We start from the raw sequence: 18,830 nt of genomic DNA, 5'->3' as shown, positions 1-18,830 counted from the left end.
GTCTGTTTCTGTTGCTGGATTGCCGCGGCCCGGGCCGCTTATTTATGGCTCAGGCGCCGCACCAGCCAGTCGCCGAACGACTGGACGATCTGCACGAACACGATGAGGATCGCCACGACCGTCCACATCACTTCGGGCAGATAGCGCTGGTAGCCGTAGCGAATCCCGAGATCGCCCAGTCCGCCGCCGCCGATCGCCCCCGCCATCGCCGAATAGCCGACCAGGGACACGAACGTGATCGTCAGCCCGGCTACGATGCCGGGCAACGATTCGGGCAACAGCACCTTGAAGACGATCTGGCGGGTCGTCGCGCCCATCGCCTGCGCGGCCTCGATGAGGCCGCGGTCGACTTCGCGCAGCGCCGTCTCGGCGAGCCGCGCGATGAACGGCGCCGCGGCGAGGGTGAGCGGCACCACGGCGGCGGCCGTGCCGATCGACGATCCGGTGACGAGGCGGGTGAACGGAATGACCGCGACCAGCAGGATGATGAACGGCGTCGAGCGCACCGCGTTGACGATGCCGCCCAGCACGCGGTTCACCGCGAGGTTCTGCAGCACGCCCTGGCGATCGGTCAGATACAGCAGCACGCCGAGCGGCAGGCCGACCAGCGCGCCGACCGCTCCGGAAATGCCGACCATGATCAGCGTCTCCCAGAACGACTGCACGAACATATCGAACATCTCACTCAACATACGAAAGCTCCTCGACCACCACACCCTGCTCGCGCAGATACGCGAGCGCCTGCCCCACCTTGCCCGGCTCGCCGCCCGCGAGCACCGCGAGCGAACCGAATGCCTGCCCCTGGATCTCGTCGATCTGGCCGTGCAGGATGTTGAAATCCAGTTCGTAGCGGCGAATCGTCTCGGACAGAATCGGCTGATCGACGCCGGACCCCGTGAACGCGAGACGCAGCAGATGGCCGTTGCCCGTCTTCAGGCGTTCGGCGACGCGCGCCTTCAGCGCGGGCGGCAGTTCCTGCGCGATCACGTCGCCGATCAGCGCGCGCGTGACCTCGTGACGCGGCTGCAGGAATACGTCGATCACCTTGCCTTCCTCGACCACGCGCCCCGCGTCGAGCACCGCGACCCGATCGCAGACCTGCTTGATGACCTCCATCTGGTGCGTGATCAGCACGATCGTGAGACCGAGCTCGCGGTTGATCCGCTTGAGCAGATCGAGAATCGCGCGAGTGGTTTCCGGGTCGAGCGCCGACGTGGCCTCGTCGGACAGCAGTACCTTCGGCTTGCTCGCCAGCGCGCGCGCGATACCAACCCGCTGCTTCTGGCCGCCGCTGATCTGCGCCGGGTAGCGGTCCTTCTGCGCGGACAGCCCGACCAGATCGAGCAGCGGCAGCACCGTCGCCTCGATCTCGGCACGCTTCACGCCCGCGAGTTCGAGCGGCAGCGCGACGTTCTCGAACACCGTGCGCGACGACAGCAGGTTGAAGTGCTGGAAAATCATGCCGATATCGCGACGCGCGGCGCGCAGGTCGCCCGCCGACATCAGCGTCAGGTCGCGGCCGCCGACGATCACGTTGCCCTCGGACGGCCGCGTAAGCAGATTGATGGTGCGCACGAGCGTGCTCTTGCCCGCGCCGCTGCGGCCGATGATGCCGAACACCTCGCCCTGGGGAATCGTCAGGCTGACGTTGTGCAACGCCTCGATCCAGCCCTGAGGCCCGGCGAACCGCTGCGAAAGATTGCGAATTTCGATCATGTAAACAAAACGGCGGATGGCTGCGGAGCGAACATCCCGGGCTCCACCAGTCGGCCGCCGTCGTATCTTGGAATAACCGGGGATTTTACCGCAATCCCCTCATGCTTCTTAATAATCGATTTCGATCTTTTCATAACCAGACGAAATTAGAGGAGCGCACAGGCACGCCTCGGCCGGCGCGGCGACTATGATCGTCCGGATCGACAAAAATACGAACGGGAGACCTCTGCGATGAACGATGCGCGATCCACGCCGGCCCATACGCCGCCCTCCGCCGACGCGAACCCCGGCCCCCGGTTCGGCAAGCTGCGCACCGCGGACGGCGTGGAACTGGTGTCATACCGCTGGCCGGCCGCCGCCCCGCTCGCGCCGCCGCGCGCGACGGTCGCGCTGGTGCATGGCCTCGCCGAGCACGCCGGGCGCTATCAGGCGCTGGCCGAGCGGCTCAATGCGGCCGGCATCGAAGTGGTGTCGATGGATCTGCGCGGACATGGCCGCTCGCCGGGCGAACGGGTCTGGGTCGACCAGTTCGACCACTATCTTCAGGATGCCGATGCGCTCGTCGCCAGCGCCGCGCGCGACGACGCGCCGCTGTTCCTGATGGGCCACAGCATGGGCGGCGCGATCGCCGCGCTCTACGCGATCGAGCGGGCCGCCGCCCGCGGCCGCACCTTTGCCGGACTGATCCTGTCCAGTCCCGCGCTGGCGCCGGGGCGCGACGTGCCGCGCTGGATGCTCTCGCTCAGCCGGTTCGTCAGCCGCGTGTGGCCGCGCTTTCCCGCGCTGAAGATCGATGCCGCGCTGCTGTCGCGCGATCAGCGCGTGGTGGACGCGAACCGTGCCGATCCGCTGGTGCATCACGGCGCCGTCCCGGCGCGGACCGGCGCCGAGATCCTGGCGGCGATGGAGCGGATCGAACGCGGCCGCGGCACCCTGCGCGTGCCGCTGCTCGTCTACCACGGCACCGAGGACAAGCTCACCGAGCCGAACGGCAGCCGCAGCTTCGGCGCCGAAGCCGGCTCGCCGGACCGGACGCTCACGCTATACGAAGGAGGCTTTCACGAAACGATGGCCGACCTCGAACGCGAACGCGTGATCGGTGCGCTGATCGACTGGATGACGGCGCGCATCCCTGCCCGTGCGTGATACGCGTGCGGCACGGCGGCGCGCCGCACGCGCTGCCTGAACCATCGAGGAAGATATGCGGGCCGCCGCTCAGAGCCCGGCCAGCACACGCAGATGGGCCACCACGCTGCGGCCGAGCGCGGACAGATTGTAGCCGCCTTCGAGACAGCTGACGATCCGGCCTTGCGCATGACGTCGCGCGATCGCGCAGATCTGCTCGGTCAGCCACTCGTAGTCGGCCTCGACGAGCCCCATGTTGCCGATGTCGTCCTCGCGATGCGCATCGAAGCCCGCCGACACGAACAGCATCTGCGGTCGGAACGCCTCGAGCCTCGGCAGCCACAGCATGTCGACCGCCTCGCGCACCGCCATGCCGCCGGTGCGCGCGGGCATCGGCAGGTTGACCATGTTGGGCGCCTGATGCTCCGCGCCCGAAAACGGATACAGCGGATGCTGGAAGAAGCTGCACATCAGCACGCGCTCGTCGTTCGCGAACGCGGCTTCGGTGCCGTTGCCGTGGTGTACGTCGAAATCGACGATCGCGACGCGCTCGAGCCCGTGTCTCTCCAGCGCGTGCCGCGCGGCAATCGCGACGTTGTTGAAAAAGCAGAACCCCATCGCGCGCGCGGGCTCCGCATGATGGCCCGGCGGCCGGACGCTGCAGAACGCGTTGTCGTAGCGGCCTTCGATCACCGCGTCGGTCGCCTCGACCGCCGCGCCCGCCGCGCGCAGCGCCGCGCGCCAGGTGTGGGGGTTCATCGACGTGTCGGGGTCGAGCTCCGCATAACCCGTCTCGGGCGCACGGCTCTTGATGTAGTCGATGTGCGCCTGCGTATGGACGAGGGCCAGCGCCGCTTCGCTCGCGAACGGCGCGGCTTCGTGCGCGATCAGGTCGTCGATGCGGCTCGAGATCAGTTGATCCTGGATCGCCGACAGCCGCGCCGGACACTCGGGATGCCACGCGCCCATCTCATGCAGAAGGCAGTCGGGGTGGGTGTAAAAGGCGGTTGCCATAAGCGTCTGCCGCGACACGGCGTGGTGCGTGCCGCAGGTCTCCATCAAGGATGTCTACACGATCGTCTTGCGCGAAATTCGCCGCTAACTTACCACATCGCAGCCATATGCCGGGTCGTCGCGACAGATGCGTCGGTTATACTGGCCCGAACTCATTTGCGCTGTCTGCCCCGGTTCGCCATGAATTTCAACCCGTCTGCCGCACCCGCATCGTCCGCCGTTCGTCCTCGCCTGCCGCTCGTCGCCCTGTCGCTCGCCGCGGCGCTGCTCGCCGCCACCGCATCCGCGCAAACGCCGCCGGCCGCGCCCGTTGCCGTCGCGCAGGCCCAGCCGCAACAGCCCGTGCCGCAAGGGCAGACCTTCGAAGAAGAGATCGTCCCGCAGCGCTACGCGAACAACCCGCAAATCGACGCGTTCATCAGCGACATGACCGCGCGCTACAACTTCGATCCCGCCGCGCTGCGCGCGCTGTTCGCCCGCACGAGCTATTCCGCGACCGCAGTCAAGCTCGTTACGCCCGCGCCGTCTCCGTCGATCAAGAACTGGAGGGTCTATCAGTCGCGCTTCCTCGATACCGTCCGCATCAATGCCGGCGTGAAATTCTGGCGTGCGAACCAGGCGACGCTGCAGCGCGCGTCCGAACAGTTCGGCGTGCCGCCCGAGGTCATCGTCGGGATCATCGGCGTCGAGACGATCTACGGCCGCTACATGGGCAACTTCCGCACGCTCGACGCGCTGACGACGCTTGCCTTCGACTATCCGAACACGGCGAATCGCGACGCGCGCCAGGCGACGTTCCGCAAGAACCTCGAAGATTTCCTCGTATGGACCCGCGACAGCCGGATCGAACCGACCAGCGTGCTCGGTTCGTACACGGGTGCCGTCGGCATTCCTCAGTTCCTGCCGAGCAGCATTCGAGAGTACGCGGTCGACTATGACGGCAACGGCCACATCGACCTGCGAGCAAGCACCGCCGACGCCATCGGCAGCGTCGCGAACTACCTGAAGCAGCACGGCTGGGAAACCGACCGTCCGGTGGTCTGGAACATTGCCCCCGATACCGGCAGCCAGGGGGTCGCGCAAGCCGCCGCCGACGGGCTGCCCGAACCGCACTGGGCGCTGTCGCAGTTGCTGCGGGCCGGGCTCGTGCTCGACGAGCCGGCAGTGAGCGTTGCCGCCGAAGCCGGCACGCCGGTCACGGTCGTCGATCTGCCGACGCCCGGCCGCACGACCGAGTACAAGCTCGGGCTGAAGAATTTCTACGTGCTGACCCGCTACAACCGCAGCTTCTTCTACGCGCTCGCGGTATATCAATTGGGCGAGCGTGTGAAGGAACAGATGCAGGCCAGCGGTGCGCTGACCGCCGCACCTGCTGCCGTGCCGCAGCCTCAAGCGCAGCCGCCCGTCGAGCCTCAACCGCAGTAAGCCGCTGCGCCCCACGAAAAAAGCGCCGCATGACGGCGCTTTTTCTTTGGCGGCGACGCTCGCCCGGGGGCCGCGAAACTCAGGCGGGAAACACGCCCGTCGACAGATAGCGGTCGCCGCGATCGCAGACGATGAACACGATCGTCGCGTTCTCGACCTGGCGCGCGACGCGCAGCGCGACTTCGCAAGCGCCGCCCGACGAGATGCCGCAGAAAATGCCTTCGACCGATGCCAGTTTGCGCGCCATTGCCTCGGAGGCGGCCTGGCTCACGTTCTCGACGCGATCGACGCGGCTACGATCGAAGATCTTCGGCAGATACGCTTCCGGCCACTTGCGAATGCCCGGAATGCGCGAACCGTCCTCCGGCTGCGCCCCGACGATCTCGATCAGCGGCTTGCGCTCCTTCAGATACTGCGACGTGCCCATGATCGTGCCCGTCGTGCCCATCGCAGAAACAAAGTGCGTGACGCGGCCTTCGGTGTCGCGCCAGATCTCCGGACCCGTGCTTTCGTAATGCGCAAGCGGGTTGTCGGGGTTCGCGAACTGATCGAGGATCACGCCCTTGCCTTCGCGCTGCATCTGCTCGGCGAGATCGCGCGCGAGCTCCATGCCGCCCTTGACCGGCGTGAGGAGAATTTCCGCGCCGTATGCGGCCATGCTCTGGCGCCGTTCGACCGACAGATCCTCCGGCATGATCAGCAGCATCTTGTAGCCGCGGATCGCGGCCGCCATCGCGAGCGCGATGCCGGTGTTGCCGCTCGTCGCCTCGATCAGCGTATCGCCCGGCTTGATCCGGCCGCGCGCCTCGGCCTTGCTGATCATCGACAGTGCGGGGCGGTCCTTTACCGATCCGGCCGGATTGTTGCCTTCCAGCTTCGCGAGAATCACATTGTTGCGCGCACGGATGTCGTCGTCCGGTATCCGGACCAGTTGCACGAGCGGCGTATTGCCGATCGTGTCTTCGATAGTTTTGTAAGCCATGGACGTAGCAATAGGGCGAGGCCGATGAAGTGACCGATTGTAATCCAGTGCCGGAATGCACGTGCCCTACCCCCATCGAATCAAGGGATACAGGCCCGGCGCGGCGCCGAACATATCACGCAAAAAAGCCCGCGACGCATGCCGCGGGAAAACGTCGTCGCACCCGACGACTGAAGGAGACGTAGTCCGACTCTCAGGAGCCCGGATTATTTCCTGGCGTTGCTCGCGGCAGCTTTCTGCGGCGCGGGCGCAGCCTTCGCGGGACCGATCGTCAGGCCCTCGGCCTGCAGGCGCTCGACCGTCGTACCGCCCATGCCCTTGACGCGCTTCGACAGATCCGCCGCATCCTTGAACGGCCCGTGCGCGGTCCGCTCGTCGACGATCGCGCGCGCCTTGGCCGGACCTATGCCGCGAATGCCGCGCAACGCGTCGTCGCTCGCGGCATTGACGTCGACAGCCGCCCACGCCTGCGCGATCGCGCCCAACAGGAATGCCGCGGCGAATATCTTCTTGAGCATCTGGATCTCCCTAAGAAAAACGGCCGGCGGCTGCCGACCGTGAGACCCAGTCTATCGACGAAGCAGGACTGCTTACAGTTGGCCGAACAGCCAACGCACGTAGCGGTCGACGCCTTCCTGAACCGTCAGAAACGGGGCATCGTAGCCGGCGGCGCGCAGCTTCGTCTGGTCCGCCTGGGTGAAGCATTGATACTTGCCGCGCAGTGCGTCCGGGAACGGTACGTACTCGATCAAGCCCTGCTCCACCTGCCCGGCCAGCGTAAGCGGCGCTTCGTTGCGCAGCGCGCGCAGCGTGTTGACCACGGTCGTCGCGATATCGTTGAACGGTTGCGCGCGGCCCGTGCCCAGATTGAAGATGCCCGATTGCTCCGGATGATCGAAGAAATGCAGGTTCACCTTCGCCACGTCCTCGACCGACACGAAATCGCGCGTCTGCTCGCCCGGTCCGTAACCGTTGTACTCGCCGAACAGCTTGACCTTGCCTTCCGCGCGAAACTGGTTGAAGTTGTGGAACGCAACCGATGCCATCCGCCCCTTGTGGGTTTCGCGCGGACCATACACGTTGAAGTAGCGAAAGCCCACAATCTGGCTCTTCGCGCTCGGCAGCACGCGGCGGACCACCTGGTCGAACAGGAACTTCGAATAGCCGTACACGTTGAGCGGCGCTTCAACCTCGCGCTCCTCGACGAACCGGGTCGAGCCGCCGTAAGTCGCCGCCGACGACGCATACAGGAACTGCGTGCCGTTCGCGAGACAGGTGTCGAGGACCGCCCGGCTATAGCGGAAATTGTTGTCCATCATGTAGCGGCCGTCGGTTTCCATCGTGTCCGAGCAAGCGCCTTCGTGAAACACCGCACGCACCTTGCCGAAATCGCCGCGTGCGAAACGCTCGACGAATTCGGTCTTGTCGAGATAGTCGTCGATCTCGCAGTCGACGAGATTCTTGAACTTGTCGGCACGCGTGAGGTTGTCGACGGCGATGATGCGCGTCTCGCCGCGCTCGTTCAGCGCCTTCACGAGATTGGCGCCGATGAAGCCGGCTGCGCCGGTGACAATGAGAGTCATGATCGTCCCGCTGAAAAAAGTCGTGCAACGAACGGCGCGCGGCGCACGCCGTTCAATAAAACAGTTCGTCGTAGTCGACGGTCGCGGTCCCGAGCTTGCCGACCACGATGCCCGCGGCGCGATTCGCCAGCACCACGGCCTCGGCAAGCGGCACGCCCGCACCGAGCATCGCGGCGACGGTGGCGATCACCGTGTCGCCCGCGCCCGACACATCGTACACTTCGCGTGCAAGCGCCGGCACATGCAGCTCGCCCGACGAGGAAAAGAGCGTCATGCCCTCCTCCGAGCGCGTGAGCAGCAGCGCGTCGAGCGCAAGCGCCTCGCGCAGCTTCGCGACCCGCGCACGCAGATCGTCTTCCGACGTCCACTGGCCGACCACCTCGCGCAATTCCGTGCGATTCGGCGTGATCAGCGATGCGCCGCGATAACGCGCCCAGTCCGCGCCTTTCGGATCCACCAGCACCGGCTTGCCCGCCGCCCGCGCCTTCTCGATCATCGTCGTCACATGCGTGAGGCCCCCTTTCGCATAATCCGACATCAGGATCACGTCGTACGAGGAGAGCAGCGTCTCGAAACGAGCGAGGCTCGCGAGCAGCACCTCGTGCGTGGGCGCCGCCTCGAAATCCACCCTCAGCAACTGCTGCTGCTGCGCGAGCACGCGCAGCTTGATCGTGGTCGGCAACGCGCGATCGCGCTCGAGGTACGGCTGTACCCCGCTCGCGCCTAGCAGTTCGACGATCCGGTCGCCCGGCTCGTCGCCGCCGACGACGCATAGCAGACCCGCCTGGCCGCCGAGCGTCACCGCGTTGCGGGCAACGTTCGCCGCGCCGCCGAGCCGTTCTTCCTGCCGCTGCACGTGGACGACCGGCACCGGCGCCTCGGGCGAGATGCGATTGACGTTGCCGAACCAGTAACGGTCGAGCATCACGTCGCCGACGACCAGCACCCGCGATTTCGCGAGCCGGTCGCGCGATACGCTGCGCACGTCGGCGACGAGCGCAGCGCCGGAATTATCCGCGGGATTGGGACTCGACATGGGGGCGTCCAATGGCGTGGTAGTCGATGCCGAGTTCGGCCATCGCATCGGGTTCGTACAGATTGCGGCCGTCGAAAATCACCGGCGCCTTCAACACCGATTTCAGATGCGCGAAATCGGGACTCTTGAATTCCTTCCATTCCGTGACGACCACCAGCGCATCCGCACCGACCAGGGCATCGTCCGCCGAATCGACGAACTGCAGCCGGGTCAACAGTTCGGGCGTTTCGCCGAGATCGAGCGCGAACACGCGCTGCGCCTCGTCGAGCGCGACCGGATCGTATGCGCGGACCGTCGCGCCGCGCTCCAGCAGCGCGGCGATCAGACGCCGGCTCGGCGCCTCGCGCATGTCGTCGGTATTCGGCTTGAACGCGAGCCCCCAGACGGCGAAGCTGCGGCCGGCCAGATCCGCGCCGTAACGCTGTTCGACCTTGCCCAGCAGCACGTTCTTCTGCGCATGGTTCACCGCTTCGACCGCCTCGAGGATACGCAGCGGATGGCCGTTCTCGCTGGCGGTCCGGATCAGCGCCTGCACGTCCTTCGGGAAGCACGAACCGCCGTAGCCGACGCCGGCATACAGGAAGTGATAGCCGATCCGGGGGTCGGAGCCGATGCCGCGCCGGACGGCCTCGATGTCGGCGCCGACACGATCCGCGAGATTCGACATCTCGTTCATGAAGGAGATGCGGGTGGCCAGCATCGCGTTCGCCGCATACTTCGCGAACTCGGCGGAACGCACGTCCATGTAGATCGTCCGCTCGTGATTGCGGTTGAACGGCGCGTACAGCTTCTTCATCTTCTCGCGGGCCAACACGCCCGATTCGTCGTCGTCGACGCCGATGATGATCCGGTCCGGTCGCATGAAGTCGTCGACCGCCGCGCCTTCCTTCAGGAACTCGGGATTCGATACGACCGAGAAGCGGTGCGTCGCTTTGCCGGCCAGGCCCCGCGCCGACAAGGCCTCGTCGACCACGCCGCGCACGCGCTGCGCGGTGCCGACCGGCACCGTCGATTTGTCGACGATCACCTTGTAGCCGGTCATGTGCCGGCCGATGTTGCGTGCGGCTTCGAGCACGTATTGCAGGTCGGCGGAGCCGTCCTCGTCGGGCGGCGTGCCGACCGCGATGAACTGGATGTCCCCGTGCGCGACGCTTGCCTCGACATCCGTCGAAAACGTAATGCGCCCCGCCGCGCGCGTACGCGTGATGATTTCCTGCAAGCCCGGCTCGTGGATCGGGATGCCGCCGTTGTTCAGGATGTCGATCTTGCGCTGATCGACGTCCAGGCAAAACACGTCATGCCCGATTTCCGCTAGGCACGCGCCGGTGACAAGACCGACGTAACCCGTGCCGATGATGGTGATTTTCATAAGTGTTCCGGTGATTCGTTCCGGTGGTTAACTAATCGCGCCGCCCGGCTCCGGTCCGGCCGCGTCATGCCGGCTCGTCAGATCCGGCTCAATTCGGCACGACCGGCTCGACGCGCCGCGGCGCGTAGGTTTCCCAACCACTGCATCCCGGGCACTGCCAATAGAACAGGCGTGCCCTGAAACCGCAATTTTGACATGTATATCGTGGCAGATTCTTGGTGCGCTGCTTGATCAGCGCCCGCATCATTTCGAGCTCCGAGCGGCGCGGCTCGTCGGCTGTCGCGATCTGCGCGTCGAGCAAATGCAGCATGCCCGACAGGGTCGGCGACTTCTCCATCTGCGCGCGGGCGAGCGCGTGCGCGGCGTCGGTGCCGCGCAGTTGCAGAATGTACTGATAGGCGACGTCGAGCAAATCGTTGGACGGATAGCGGTCGGTATAGTCCTTCAGCAATTCCGCGCCTTGCGGTGCCTGGTCGATGGCGACATAGGACTTCATCAGCTTGTCCGCAACCAGCGGCAGATAGGCGGGATTCTGGGCCTCGACGCGGCGCCAGTGCGCGATCGCCGCCGGGTGATCGCCCGCCGCCGCCGCCGCGTCACCGGACAGGATGGTCGCCCGCACGTTCTGCGGATTCACGGCCAGCGCGAAACGCAGTTGCTCGGCAGCGTCTTCGGCATGCTTGCGCTGCAGCGCGTCCTGCGCGAGTTCGCAGTGGAACTGCGCAATCTCCGTACCGAGCGTCGTGCCGCCCATCGTCTCGATCCGCCGCGCGGTATCGATCGACTTGCGCCAATCTTTCTCGATCTCGTAGATCGTCAACAACGCACGCTGCGCGCCCAGCGCGTAATCGCCCTCGGCCAGCATATGGAAGCTCTCTTCCGCACGGTCGAGCAGACCGGCTTTCAGGAAATCCTGACCCAGTTCGAACAGCGCGTGGTCGCGCTCGCTGACAGGCAGGTCGTTGCGGCTCAGCAGATTCTGGTGGACGCGGATCGCGCGGTCCGTCTCGCCGCGCCGGCGAAACAGGTTGCCCAACGCGAAGTGCAACTCGACCGTTTCCGGATCGAGCCTCGCGACCTCGATGAACGCGTCGATCGCCTTGTCGGGCTGTTCGTTCAACAGGAAATTCAGGCCGCGGAAGTACGAGCGCGGCAGATTCGCGTTTTCGGACAGCAGCTTGTTGAGGTCGTAGCGCGAGGCGATCCAGCCCAGCGCGAAGGCTACCGGTATCGCGAGCAGCCACCAAAAATCGAGATCCATGCGAAATATCGAAGCAGAAACAAGAGCCGCGCGGCCATCGCACGGCTCCTGGTCGTTAAATGACGGGCGGCATCGGCGGTTGGTCGATGACGGCCGGCGTGTCGCGTGCCGTGCGCAGATCGCGCTTCAAGCGGCCGTTTTCGAGCCGCATCCGGAATATCGCGGGCACAGCGGACAGCAGGCCTGCGATCAGGCCCACGCCGAAGAAGGCGAGACCGATCAGGATCAACGGAGCTTGCCAGTTGTACCCGGCGAGGAAATTCAGCGTGGCGGTTTGTGTATTGGCGAGCGCAAGCACCAGCAACAGCACGAACACCAGCACACGGATCAACCAGACGATAAATTTCATAAAGCCCTCTCTTTGACTGAGATTTCCAGGCGACGCGTGCGACTCCCCTTCGCCGCGCCGAAGTGCCCCGTATTGTAAAGGATGCGTTTCGCGAAGCGCGAACGGGTTTGAGCCGCATCGGGCCGCACGCGCGGAGGCGAACGACGCGCGCAATAAAAAAGCGCCCGTCAAGGGCGCTTTCTCTCAGCCATGCTGGCGTGCGGCTCGGACCAGCCGGCGACGTTACTGATCGTCGTCCGAATCGTCTTCGTTCTTCAACGGTTCGCCGGCGCGGCCATCGACGCGTTCACGCAACTCCTTGCCGGGCTTGAAATGAGGCACGTACTTCTCGGGTACCTGCACCTTCTCGCCCGACTTCGGATTGCGGCCCACGCGGGCCGGACGGCGGTTGAGACCGAAGCTGCCGAAGCCGCGAATTTCGATGCGGTGCCCCTTCGCCAGAGCGTCGGACATCGCATCGAGCATCGTTTTCACCGCGAAATCCGCATCCTTGAGTACAAGCTGCGGAAATCGCGTTGCCAGTTGGGCGACCAACTCGGATTTGGTCATACTTCAGCAGACCTCGCGAGGCTTACTGGTTCTGGCCGTCGAGCTTGGCCTTCAACAGCGCGCCGAGGTTCGTCGTGCCGGTCGCGGCTGCGCTGGTGTCGGACTGCATGCCACGGATGGCTTCCTGCTGCTCGGCCGAATCCTTCGCCTTGATCGACAGGTTGATGCCACGCGACTTGCGATCGATGTTGATCACCATCGCGTTGACCTTGTCGCCTTCCTTCAGCACGTTGCGAGCGTCTTCCACGCGGTCTTGCGAAATTTCCGAAGCACGCAGGTAGCCTTCGACATCGCCCGTCAGCGTCACCACGGCACCCTTCGCGTCAACCGACTTCACCACGCCGTCAACGATCGAGCCCTTGTCGTTCATTGCAACGTAGTTGCTGAACGGGTCGCCTTCGAGTTGCTTGATGCCCAGCGAAATGCGTTCCTTCTCGACGTCGATGCCGAGAACGATCGCTTCCACTTCGTCGCCCTTCTTGTACTTGCGGACGGCTTCTTCGCCGGTTTCGCTCCACGACAGATCCGACAGGTGGACCAGGCCGTCGATGCCGCCGGGCAGACCGATGAACACGCCGAAGTCGGTGATCGACTTGATCGCGCCCGTCAGCTTGTCGCCCTTCTTGAAGTTGCGGCTGAAGTCATCCCACGGATTCGGCTTGCACTGCTTCATGCCGAGGCTGATACGACGACGGTCTTCGTCGATTTCCAGGACCATGACTTCGACTTCGTCGCCGAGTTGCACAACCTTCGACGGTGCGACGTTCTTGTTCGTCCAGTCCATTTCCGACACGTGAACCAGGCCTTCGATGCCCGATTCCACTTCGACGAATGCGCCGTAGTCGGTGATGTTCGTGACCTTGCCGAACAGGCGCGTGCCCGACGGGTAGCGGCGCGAAATGCCTTCCCACGGATCGTCGCCCAGTTGCTTGATGCCCAGCGAGACGCGGTTCTTCTCTTGGTCGAACTTGAGGATCTTCGCGGTGACTTCCTGGCCAACCGACAGGACTTCGCTCGGGTGACGCACGCGACGCCATGCGATGTCGGTGATGTGCAGCAGGCCGTCGATGCCGCCGAGGTCCACGAATGCGCCGTAGTCGGTGATGTTCTTCACCACGCCGTTGACGATCGCGCCTTCCTTCAGCGTCTCGAGCAGCTTCGCGCGCTCTTCGCCCTGGGTCGCTTCGATCACTGCGCGACGCGACAGCACGACGTTGTTACGCTTGCGGTCGAGCTTGATCACGCGGAATTCGAGGGTCTTGCCTTCGTACGGCGTCGTGTCCTTGACCGGACGCGTGTCGACGAGCGAACCCGGCAGGAACGCGCGGATGCCGTTGACCATCACGGTCATGCCGCCCTTCACCTTGCCCGTGATCGTGCCGGTCACGAGTTCGTTGTTGTCGAGCGCCTTTTCCAGCGACAGCCACGAAGCGAGACGCTTCGCCTTGTCGCGCGACAGGATGGTGTCGCCGTAGCCGTTTTCCAGCGCGTCGATCGCGACGGAAACGAAATCGCCCGACTGAACCTCAACCTCGCCCTGATCGTTCAGGAATTCCTCGATGGGAATGTAGGCCTCGGACTTGAGACCCGCGTTGACGACCACGAAGTTGTGGTCGACACGCACGACTTCGGCGGAAATCACTTCGCCGGCGCGCATGTCTTGGCGGGTCAGCGACTCTTCGAACAGAGCCGCGAAAGATTCGGTATTCGGGGTAGAGGTTTGCAGGTCGGACATAAAAATCGGAATGTGCATGGGTTTCGCGCCGCCTTGCCGACCGGAATGACCGGCAATCAGGACTGGAACGAATGCCATACTGGGTTAAAGGTTTAACACACGCTGCGCGCGGTTGCGCGCAGCACCTACTTCGCCCACCGGTCTTTTCAGGCCGGCTGGCCCAGCTCCCGGTACCACCGCAACACCTGCTCGACCGACTGATCGATCGTGAGCCCCGACGTATCGAGGGGCTTGGCGTCCGCAGCAGGCTTGAGCGGCGCGGCGGTGCGATTGCTGTCGCGTGCGTCGCGCTCACGCAAATCCCGGAGCAAGTCTTCCATATTAGCAGAAAAACCTTTTTGCATCAATTGCTTATGTCGCCTCGCCGCGCGGGCCTCGACGCTGGCCGTCAGGAACACCTTCAGCACCGCGTCCGGGAAGATCACCGTACCCATGTCGCGGCCGTCCGCGACCAGCCCCGGCGTCTTGCGGAACGCCCGCTGGCGGGCCACCAGCGCGACCCGCACCGGCGCGTGCACTGCAATCGCCGACGCCCGGTTGCCGATCGCCTCCGCTCGGATCTCGTCCGAGACATCGACGCCGTCGAGCTGCGCGCAGCCCTCCCGGAACGTAATGTGCAGGTCGTCGATCAGCTTCGCGAGCGCGTCCGGCTGATCCGGTTCGATGTTGTAGCGCAAGCTCGCCAACGCCGCGAGCCGGTATAGCGCGCCGCTGTCGAGCAGGTGGAAACCCAGGTGCGCGGCAACCAGCGCCGCGACCGTGCCTTTTCCGGAGGCGGTAGGGCCGTCGATTGCAATAACTGGGGTCGGGTGAAAAGGTCTGGTCGATTTCATCAGGCAAATACCGGCATCAAGCCTTGGCGAGCGCCGCGAAGCGGTCGAAATAATCGGGGAAGGTCTTGCCGACGCACTTCGGATCGTTGATCCGCACCGGCACGCCGCCCAGGCTGACCAGCGAGAAGCACATCGCCATCCGGTGGTCGTCGTAGGTGTCGATCGCCGCGTTCGGCGTGAGCGCGGCGGGCGGCGTGACGACGAGGTAGTCGCCCCCCTCCTCGACCGTCGCGCCGACCTTGCGCAGTTCGGTCGCCATCGCGGCGATCCGGTCGGTTTCCTTCACGCGCCAACTCGCGATGTTGCGCAGCGTGCTGGTGCCGTCGGCGAACAGCGCGGCCACGGCGATCGTCATCGCGGCATCCGGGATCAAGTTGAAATCCATGTCGATCGGCGCGAGCTTGCCGTGATCGTGGCCGATACCGCGCACTTCGATCCAGTCGTCGCCCATCGATACGTTCGCGCCCATCTGCATCAGTGCGCCGGCGAAGCCGACGTCGCCCTGGATGCTCGCCCGGCCGACGCCCTCGACGCGCAGCGGCCCGCCCCCCAGCGCACCCGCCGCCAGGAAGTAGGACGCCGACGACGCATCGCCCTCGACCATGATCCTGCCCGGCGACCGGTAGCGCGTGCCGGCCGGCACGCTGAAGCGTTGCCAGCCGTCTCGCTCGACCTCGACGCCGAACCGCGCCATCAGCTTGATCGTGATGTCGATGTACGGCTTGGAGATCAGCTCGCCGTCGATCTCGACGACGCTCGCGCCATGGCTCGCCTTCACGAGCGGCAGCGTCATCAGCAGCGCGGTCAGGAACTGGCTCGACACGTCGCCGCGCACGCGGATCGGCGCATCGACCGAGATCGTACCCGGCCGGATTCGCAGCGGCGGATAGCCTTCGTTCGCCTCGTAATCGATCCGCGCGCCGATCTGGCGCAACCCGTCGACGAGATCGCCGATCGGCCGTTCGTGCATGCGCGGCACGCCGTGCACGCGGTAGTCGCCGCCATTCACCGCGAGCGCGGCGGTCAGCGGCCGCACCGCGGTACCCGCGTTGCCGAGGAACAGATCCGCCGTCCGGGCGGTGAACGCGCCGCGCGTGCCGGCCACCACGCAGGCGCCGCCGTCGCGCGCGACCCGCACGCCGAGCTTGTCGAGCGCATCGAGCATCACACGGGTGTCGTCCGAATCGAGCAGATTCGTAATGGTGGTCTCGCCTTCCGCCAACGCCGCGAGCAGCAGCACGCGGTTGGAGATGCTCTTCGAGCCGGGCAGGCGCACCGTACCGGCGGCATGAGAGAACGGGCCGAGATCGAGATAGTCCATGAACATGATCCTGTTATTTCTGAACGGGGCCGGGCGCGGCCTTGCCGCCGCGCTCCTGCCAGGCACTGCGCGCCACACGGGAACGCGCGAACACGGCTTCCAGCGCCGCGCCGTCGCCGGCGTCGATCGCCGCGCGCAGCCGGGCCAGCACGCGCGTGTATGCATCGAGCTCGTCGAGCAGCGCCGAGCGGTTGGCGACACACACGTCGCGCCACATCTCCGGGCTCGACGCCGCGATCCGCGTGAAATCGCGGAACCCGCCCGCGGCATAGGAAAACTTCAGCTCGGCGTCGGCTTCGCCGAGAATCTGCTCGACGAGCGCGAACGACAGCACGTGCGGCAGATGGCTGATCGCCGCAAATACGCGATCGTGCTGTTCGGCGCTCATCGCGCGCACGTCGGCGCCCGTCGCGCGCCACATCGCGTCGATCCGGGCCACGGCTTCGGGCGAGTTTTCCGGCAGCGCGCACAGCACGACATTGCGTCCGACATACAGGTCGGGCAACGCCGCTTCGACGCCGCTCGCTTCGCGGCCGGCAATCGGATGTCCGGGCACGAACTGCCCGATGCGCGCGCCGAGTGCGGCACGCGCGGCCTCGACGACGTCCGACTTGGTGCTGCCCGCGTCGGTGACCAGGGTGGCCGCCTCGAGCAACGGAGCAATGCGAGCAAGCAGCGGCCCGGTCTGTGCGACCGGCGCCGCGAGCAGCACGATATCCGCGCCGCGCAGCGCTTCACGCAGTTGCGCGTCATCGTCAAGCGACGCGACACGATCGATCACGCCCAGCTCGCGCGCGCGATCGATCGACGCAGCCGAACGTCCAACGCCGATCACTTCGCCGGCGCCGTCCGGCGCCGCTCGTTCGCGCAACGCGCGCGCGAGCGAGCCGCCGATCAGCCCGACGCCGAAAATCACCAGTTTGTTGAAAGAGAAACCTGACACGACACTCACCGAGTGACACGGACCGGGGCATCGCCCCGATACGCGGAAGTCATAGTCGAAGGTGCATTCAGCTCGCCAGCGCGTTTTCGAGCGCGGCGACGAATGCGTCGTTTTCCTGCGGCAAACCGATCGTGACGCGCAGCCACTGCGGCAGGCCGTAATTGCCCACCGGGCGCACGATCACGCCCTGCTTCAGCAGCGCGAGATTCACGCGTGCGCCCGCCCCGTCGTCGTGCCCCACGCGCACCAGCACGAAATTGCCGTGCGAGGGCACATAGTCGAGGCCGAGGCGCTCGAATGCCGCGACCAGCTGGCGGTACCCCTGCGCATTGAGCTTCGCACTCTGATCGAGAAACGCGTCGTCGCCGAGCGCGGCAATCGCGGCCGCTTGCGCGAGCGAATTCACGTTGAACGGCTGCCGCAGCCGGTTCAGCAGATCGGTCTGCGCAGGCTGCGCGATCGCGAATCCGATCCGCAGCCCCGCCAGCCCGAACGCCTTCGAGAACGTGCGCGACACGACCAGGTTCGGAAAGCGCCGTACCCACGCGATCGAATCGTAGCGTTGCTCGGCCGCCAGGTATTCGGTATAGGCCTCGTCGAGCACCACCGCGACATGGAGCGGCACTTTCGCGAGAAACGCCTCGAGCACGGCACCGTCGATGAACGTGCCCGTCGGGTTGTTCGGATTCGCGACGAACACTAGGCGCGTATCGCTATCGATCGCAGCAAGCATCGCGTCGAGATCGTGCCCGTAGCGCACCGCGGGCACGACGATCGCGCGCGCGCCGAGCCCCTGCGTCGCGAGTGCGTAGACCGCGAACGAGTACTGCGCATACACGACCGACTGCCCCCGCTCGACGAACGCATGCGCGGCCAGCTCGAGAATGTCGTTGCTGCCGTTGCCGAGCGTGATCCAGTCTTCGGGCACGTCATAGCGACGGCTCAGCGCGGATTTCAGCGCGAACGCGTTCGCGTCCGGATAGCGACCCAGTTCGTCGAGCGCGGCAGCCATCGCCTGCTTCGCGGACGCCGGCATGCCGAGCGGATTCTCATTCGACGCGAGCTTCACGATGCGCGCCTCGTCGAGACCGAACTCGCGCGCTACTTCGGCAATCGGCTTGCCCGCGACGTACGGCGCGATCGCGCGCACATAGGAAGGACCGAATTGCGATGTCATGGGGACTCTCCTGGCACAGCGGTAGGTCGGTGCGACGCGCCCGTCAGCGCGCGCGCGGATACGAGCCGAGGATCTTCAGGAACGCGGCTTTCTTGCCGAGTTCCGTCAGCGCGGCCGTCACCGCCGCGTCGTCGCGATGCCCTTCGATGTCGATGTAGAAGTAGTACTCCCACGTGCCGACGCGCGCCGGCCGCGACTCGAAGCGCGTCATCGACACGCCGTGCCGGGCCAGCGGCTCCAGCAGCTTGAACACCGCGCCCGGCTCGTTCTTCACCGAGACGATCAGCGACGTCTGGTCGTGTCCGCTCGGAGCCGTCGGCTCCCTGCCGATGATCACGAAGCGAGTGCGATTGTGCGGATCGTCCTGGATCAGCGCATACACGATCCGCAGCCCGTAGTGGGTCGCCGCGCG

Annotated in this window: 19 protein-coding genes; 2 read left to right on the top strand and 17 right to left on the bottom strand. The window is 65.5% G+C overall.

Translation table 11 applies throughout. The annotated features are described in order from the left end of the window. Positions 1 to 38 precede the first annotated feature (38 nt). Both RZR99_RS04475 and RZR99_RS04470 read right to left on the bottom strand, forming a co-directional pair. A complete protein-coding gene (locus RZR99_RS04475) occupies positions 39 to 692 on the bottom strand; it encodes a methionine ABC transporter permease (protein WP_323118527.1) in 654 nt (217 codons plus the stop codon). Next, a complete protein-coding gene (locus RZR99_RS04470; protein ID WP_323118526.1) occupies positions 682 to 1,716 on the bottom strand; it encodes a methionine ABC transporter ATP-binding protein in 1,035 nt (344 codons plus the stop codon). Before RZR99_RS04470 ends, RZR99_RS04475 begins: the two co-directional genes overlap by 11 nt. Before the next feature lie 306 nt (positions 1,717 to 2,022). On the opposite strand from RZR99_RS04470, the gene RZR99_RS04465 reads away from it, so the two are divergent. Then, complete coding sequence (locus RZR99_RS04465; protein ID WP_323118636.1) at positions 2,023 to 2,862, top strand: alpha/beta hydrolase; 840 nt, start codon at positions 2,023 to 2,025, stop codon at positions 2,860 to 2,862. Between the two features lie 69 nt (positions 2,863 to 2,931). Here the strand turns inward: RZR99_RS04465 and RZR99_RS04460 are convergent, their stop codons facing one another. Then, positions 2,932 to 3,855 (bottom strand): histone deacetylase family protein, encoded by a 924-nt coding sequence (locus RZR99_RS04460; protein WP_323118525.1) that lies wholly within the window; start codon positions 3,853 to 3,855, stop codon positions 2,932 to 2,934. Positions 3,856 to 4,035: 180 nt separating this feature from the next. Between RZR99_RS04460 and mltB the strand changes: the two genes are divergently transcribed. Continuing rightward, complete coding sequence (mltB, locus tag RZR99_RS04455; RefSeq protein WP_323118524.1) at positions 4,036 to 5,280, top strand: lytic murein transglycosylase B; 1,245 nt, start codon at positions 4,036 to 4,038, stop codon at positions 5,278 to 5,280. Positions 5,281 to 5,359: 79 nt separating this feature from the next. Here mltB and cysM read toward each other — a convergent pair whose 3' ends face one another. The 14 genes from cysM to RZR99_RS04385 form a co-directional block, all read right to left on the bottom strand. Next, positions 5,360 to 6,262 carry a cysteine synthase CysM gene (gene cysM / locus RZR99_RS04450; RefSeq protein WP_323118523.1) on the bottom strand — a complete coding sequence of 301 codons (903 nt, stop codon included), beginning with the start codon at positions 6,260 to 6,262 and terminating at the stop codon, positions 5,360 to 5,362. Between the two features lie 206 nt (positions 6,263 to 6,468). Next, positions 6,469 to 6,780 (bottom strand): ComEA family DNA-binding protein, encoded by a 312-nt coding sequence (locus RZR99_RS04445; protein ID WP_323118522.1) that lies wholly within the window; start codon positions 6,778 to 6,780, stop codon positions 6,469 to 6,471. A 72-nt stretch (positions 6,781 to 6,852) separates the two neighbouring features. Continuing rightward, positions 6,853 to 7,845, bottom strand: coding sequence for an ADP-glyceromanno-heptose 6-epimerase (rfaD, locus tag RZR99_RS04440; RefSeq protein WP_323118521.1), 993 nt, complete (start codon positions 7,843 to 7,845; stop codon positions 6,853 to 6,855). Positions 7,846 to 7,897: 52 nt separating this feature from the next. Then, a complete protein-coding gene (rfaE1, locus tag RZR99_RS04435; protein ID WP_323118520.1) occupies positions 7,898 to 8,881 on the bottom strand; it encodes a D-glycero-beta-D-manno-heptose-7-phosphate kinase in 984 nt (327 codons plus the stop codon). Beyond that, positions 8,856 to 10,250: a UDP-glucose dehydrogenase family protein gene (locus RZR99_RS04430; RefSeq protein WP_323118519.1), complete on the bottom strand. Its 1,395-nt coding sequence runs from the start codon at positions 10,248 to 10,250 to the stop codon at positions 8,856 to 8,858. Before RZR99_RS04430 ends, rfaE1 begins: the two co-directional genes overlap by 26 nt. Positions 10,251 to 10,338: 88 nt before the next feature. Beyond that, positions 10,339 to 11,511, bottom strand: coding sequence for a lipopolysaccharide assembly protein LapB (gene lapB, locus RZR99_RS04425; RefSeq protein ID WP_323118518.1), 1,173 nt, complete (start codon positions 11,509 to 11,511; stop codon positions 10,339 to 10,341). Between the two features lie 55 nt (positions 11,512 to 11,566). Next, positions 11,567 to 11,860: a LapA family protein gene (locus tag RZR99_RS04420; protein WP_323118635.1), complete on the bottom strand. Its 294-nt coding sequence runs from the start codon at positions 11,858 to 11,860 to the stop codon at positions 11,567 to 11,569. A 222-nt stretch (positions 11,861 to 12,082) separates the two neighbouring features. Next, positions 12,083 to 12,409: an integration host factor subunit beta gene (locus tag RZR99_RS04415; protein WP_323118517.1), complete on the bottom strand. Its 327-nt coding sequence runs from the start codon at positions 12,407 to 12,409 to the stop codon at positions 12,083 to 12,085. A 22-nt stretch (positions 12,410 to 12,431) separates the two neighbouring features. Then, positions 12,432 to 14,144: a 30S ribosomal protein S1 gene (rpsA, locus tag RZR99_RS04410; RefSeq protein WP_407655398.1), complete on the bottom strand. Its 1,713-nt coding sequence runs from the start codon at positions 14,142 to 14,144 to the stop codon at positions 12,432 to 12,434. 146 nt (positions 14,145 to 14,290) lie between these two features. Continuing rightward, positions 14,291 to 14,977: a (d)CMP kinase gene (gene cmk, locus RZR99_RS04405; protein WP_323118515.1), complete on the bottom strand. Its 687-nt coding sequence runs from the start codon at positions 14,975 to 14,977 to the stop codon at positions 14,291 to 14,293. A gap of 16 nt (positions 14,978 to 14,993) precedes the next feature. Continuing rightward, positions 14,994 to 16,298, bottom strand: coding sequence for a 3-phosphoshikimate 1-carboxyvinyltransferase (gene aroA, locus RZR99_RS04400; RefSeq protein ID WP_323118514.1), 1,305 nt, complete (start codon positions 16,296 to 16,298; stop codon positions 14,994 to 14,996). 13 nt (positions 16,299 to 16,311) lie between these two features. After that, positions 16,312 to 17,241 carry a prephenate dehydrogenase gene (locus RZR99_RS04395; RefSeq protein WP_323118513.1) on the bottom strand — a complete coding sequence of 310 codons (930 nt, stop codon included), beginning with the start codon at positions 17,239 to 17,241 and terminating at the stop codon, positions 16,312 to 16,314. Between the two features lie 67 nt (positions 17,242 to 17,308). Continuing rightward, positions 17,309 to 18,418 carry a histidinol-phosphate transaminase gene (hisC, locus tag RZR99_RS04390; protein WP_323118512.1) on the bottom strand — a complete coding sequence of 370 codons (1,110 nt, stop codon included), beginning with the start codon at positions 18,416 to 18,418 and terminating at the stop codon, positions 17,309 to 17,311. A 43-nt stretch (positions 18,419 to 18,461) separates the two neighbouring features. After that, the coding region (locus RZR99_RS04385) for a prephenate dehydratase (protein ID WP_323118511.1) at positions 18,462 to 18,830 on the bottom strand (369 nt) is incomplete at its 5' end.

This window comes from Burkholderia alba, from assembly GCF_034721475.1.
In the GTDB taxonomy this organism is placed as follows: Bacteria; Pseudomonadota; Gammaproteobacteria; order Burkholderiales; family Burkholderiaceae; genus Burkholderia; species Burkholderia alba.
This window is presented reverse-complemented; position numbering and strand designations above follow the sequence as displayed.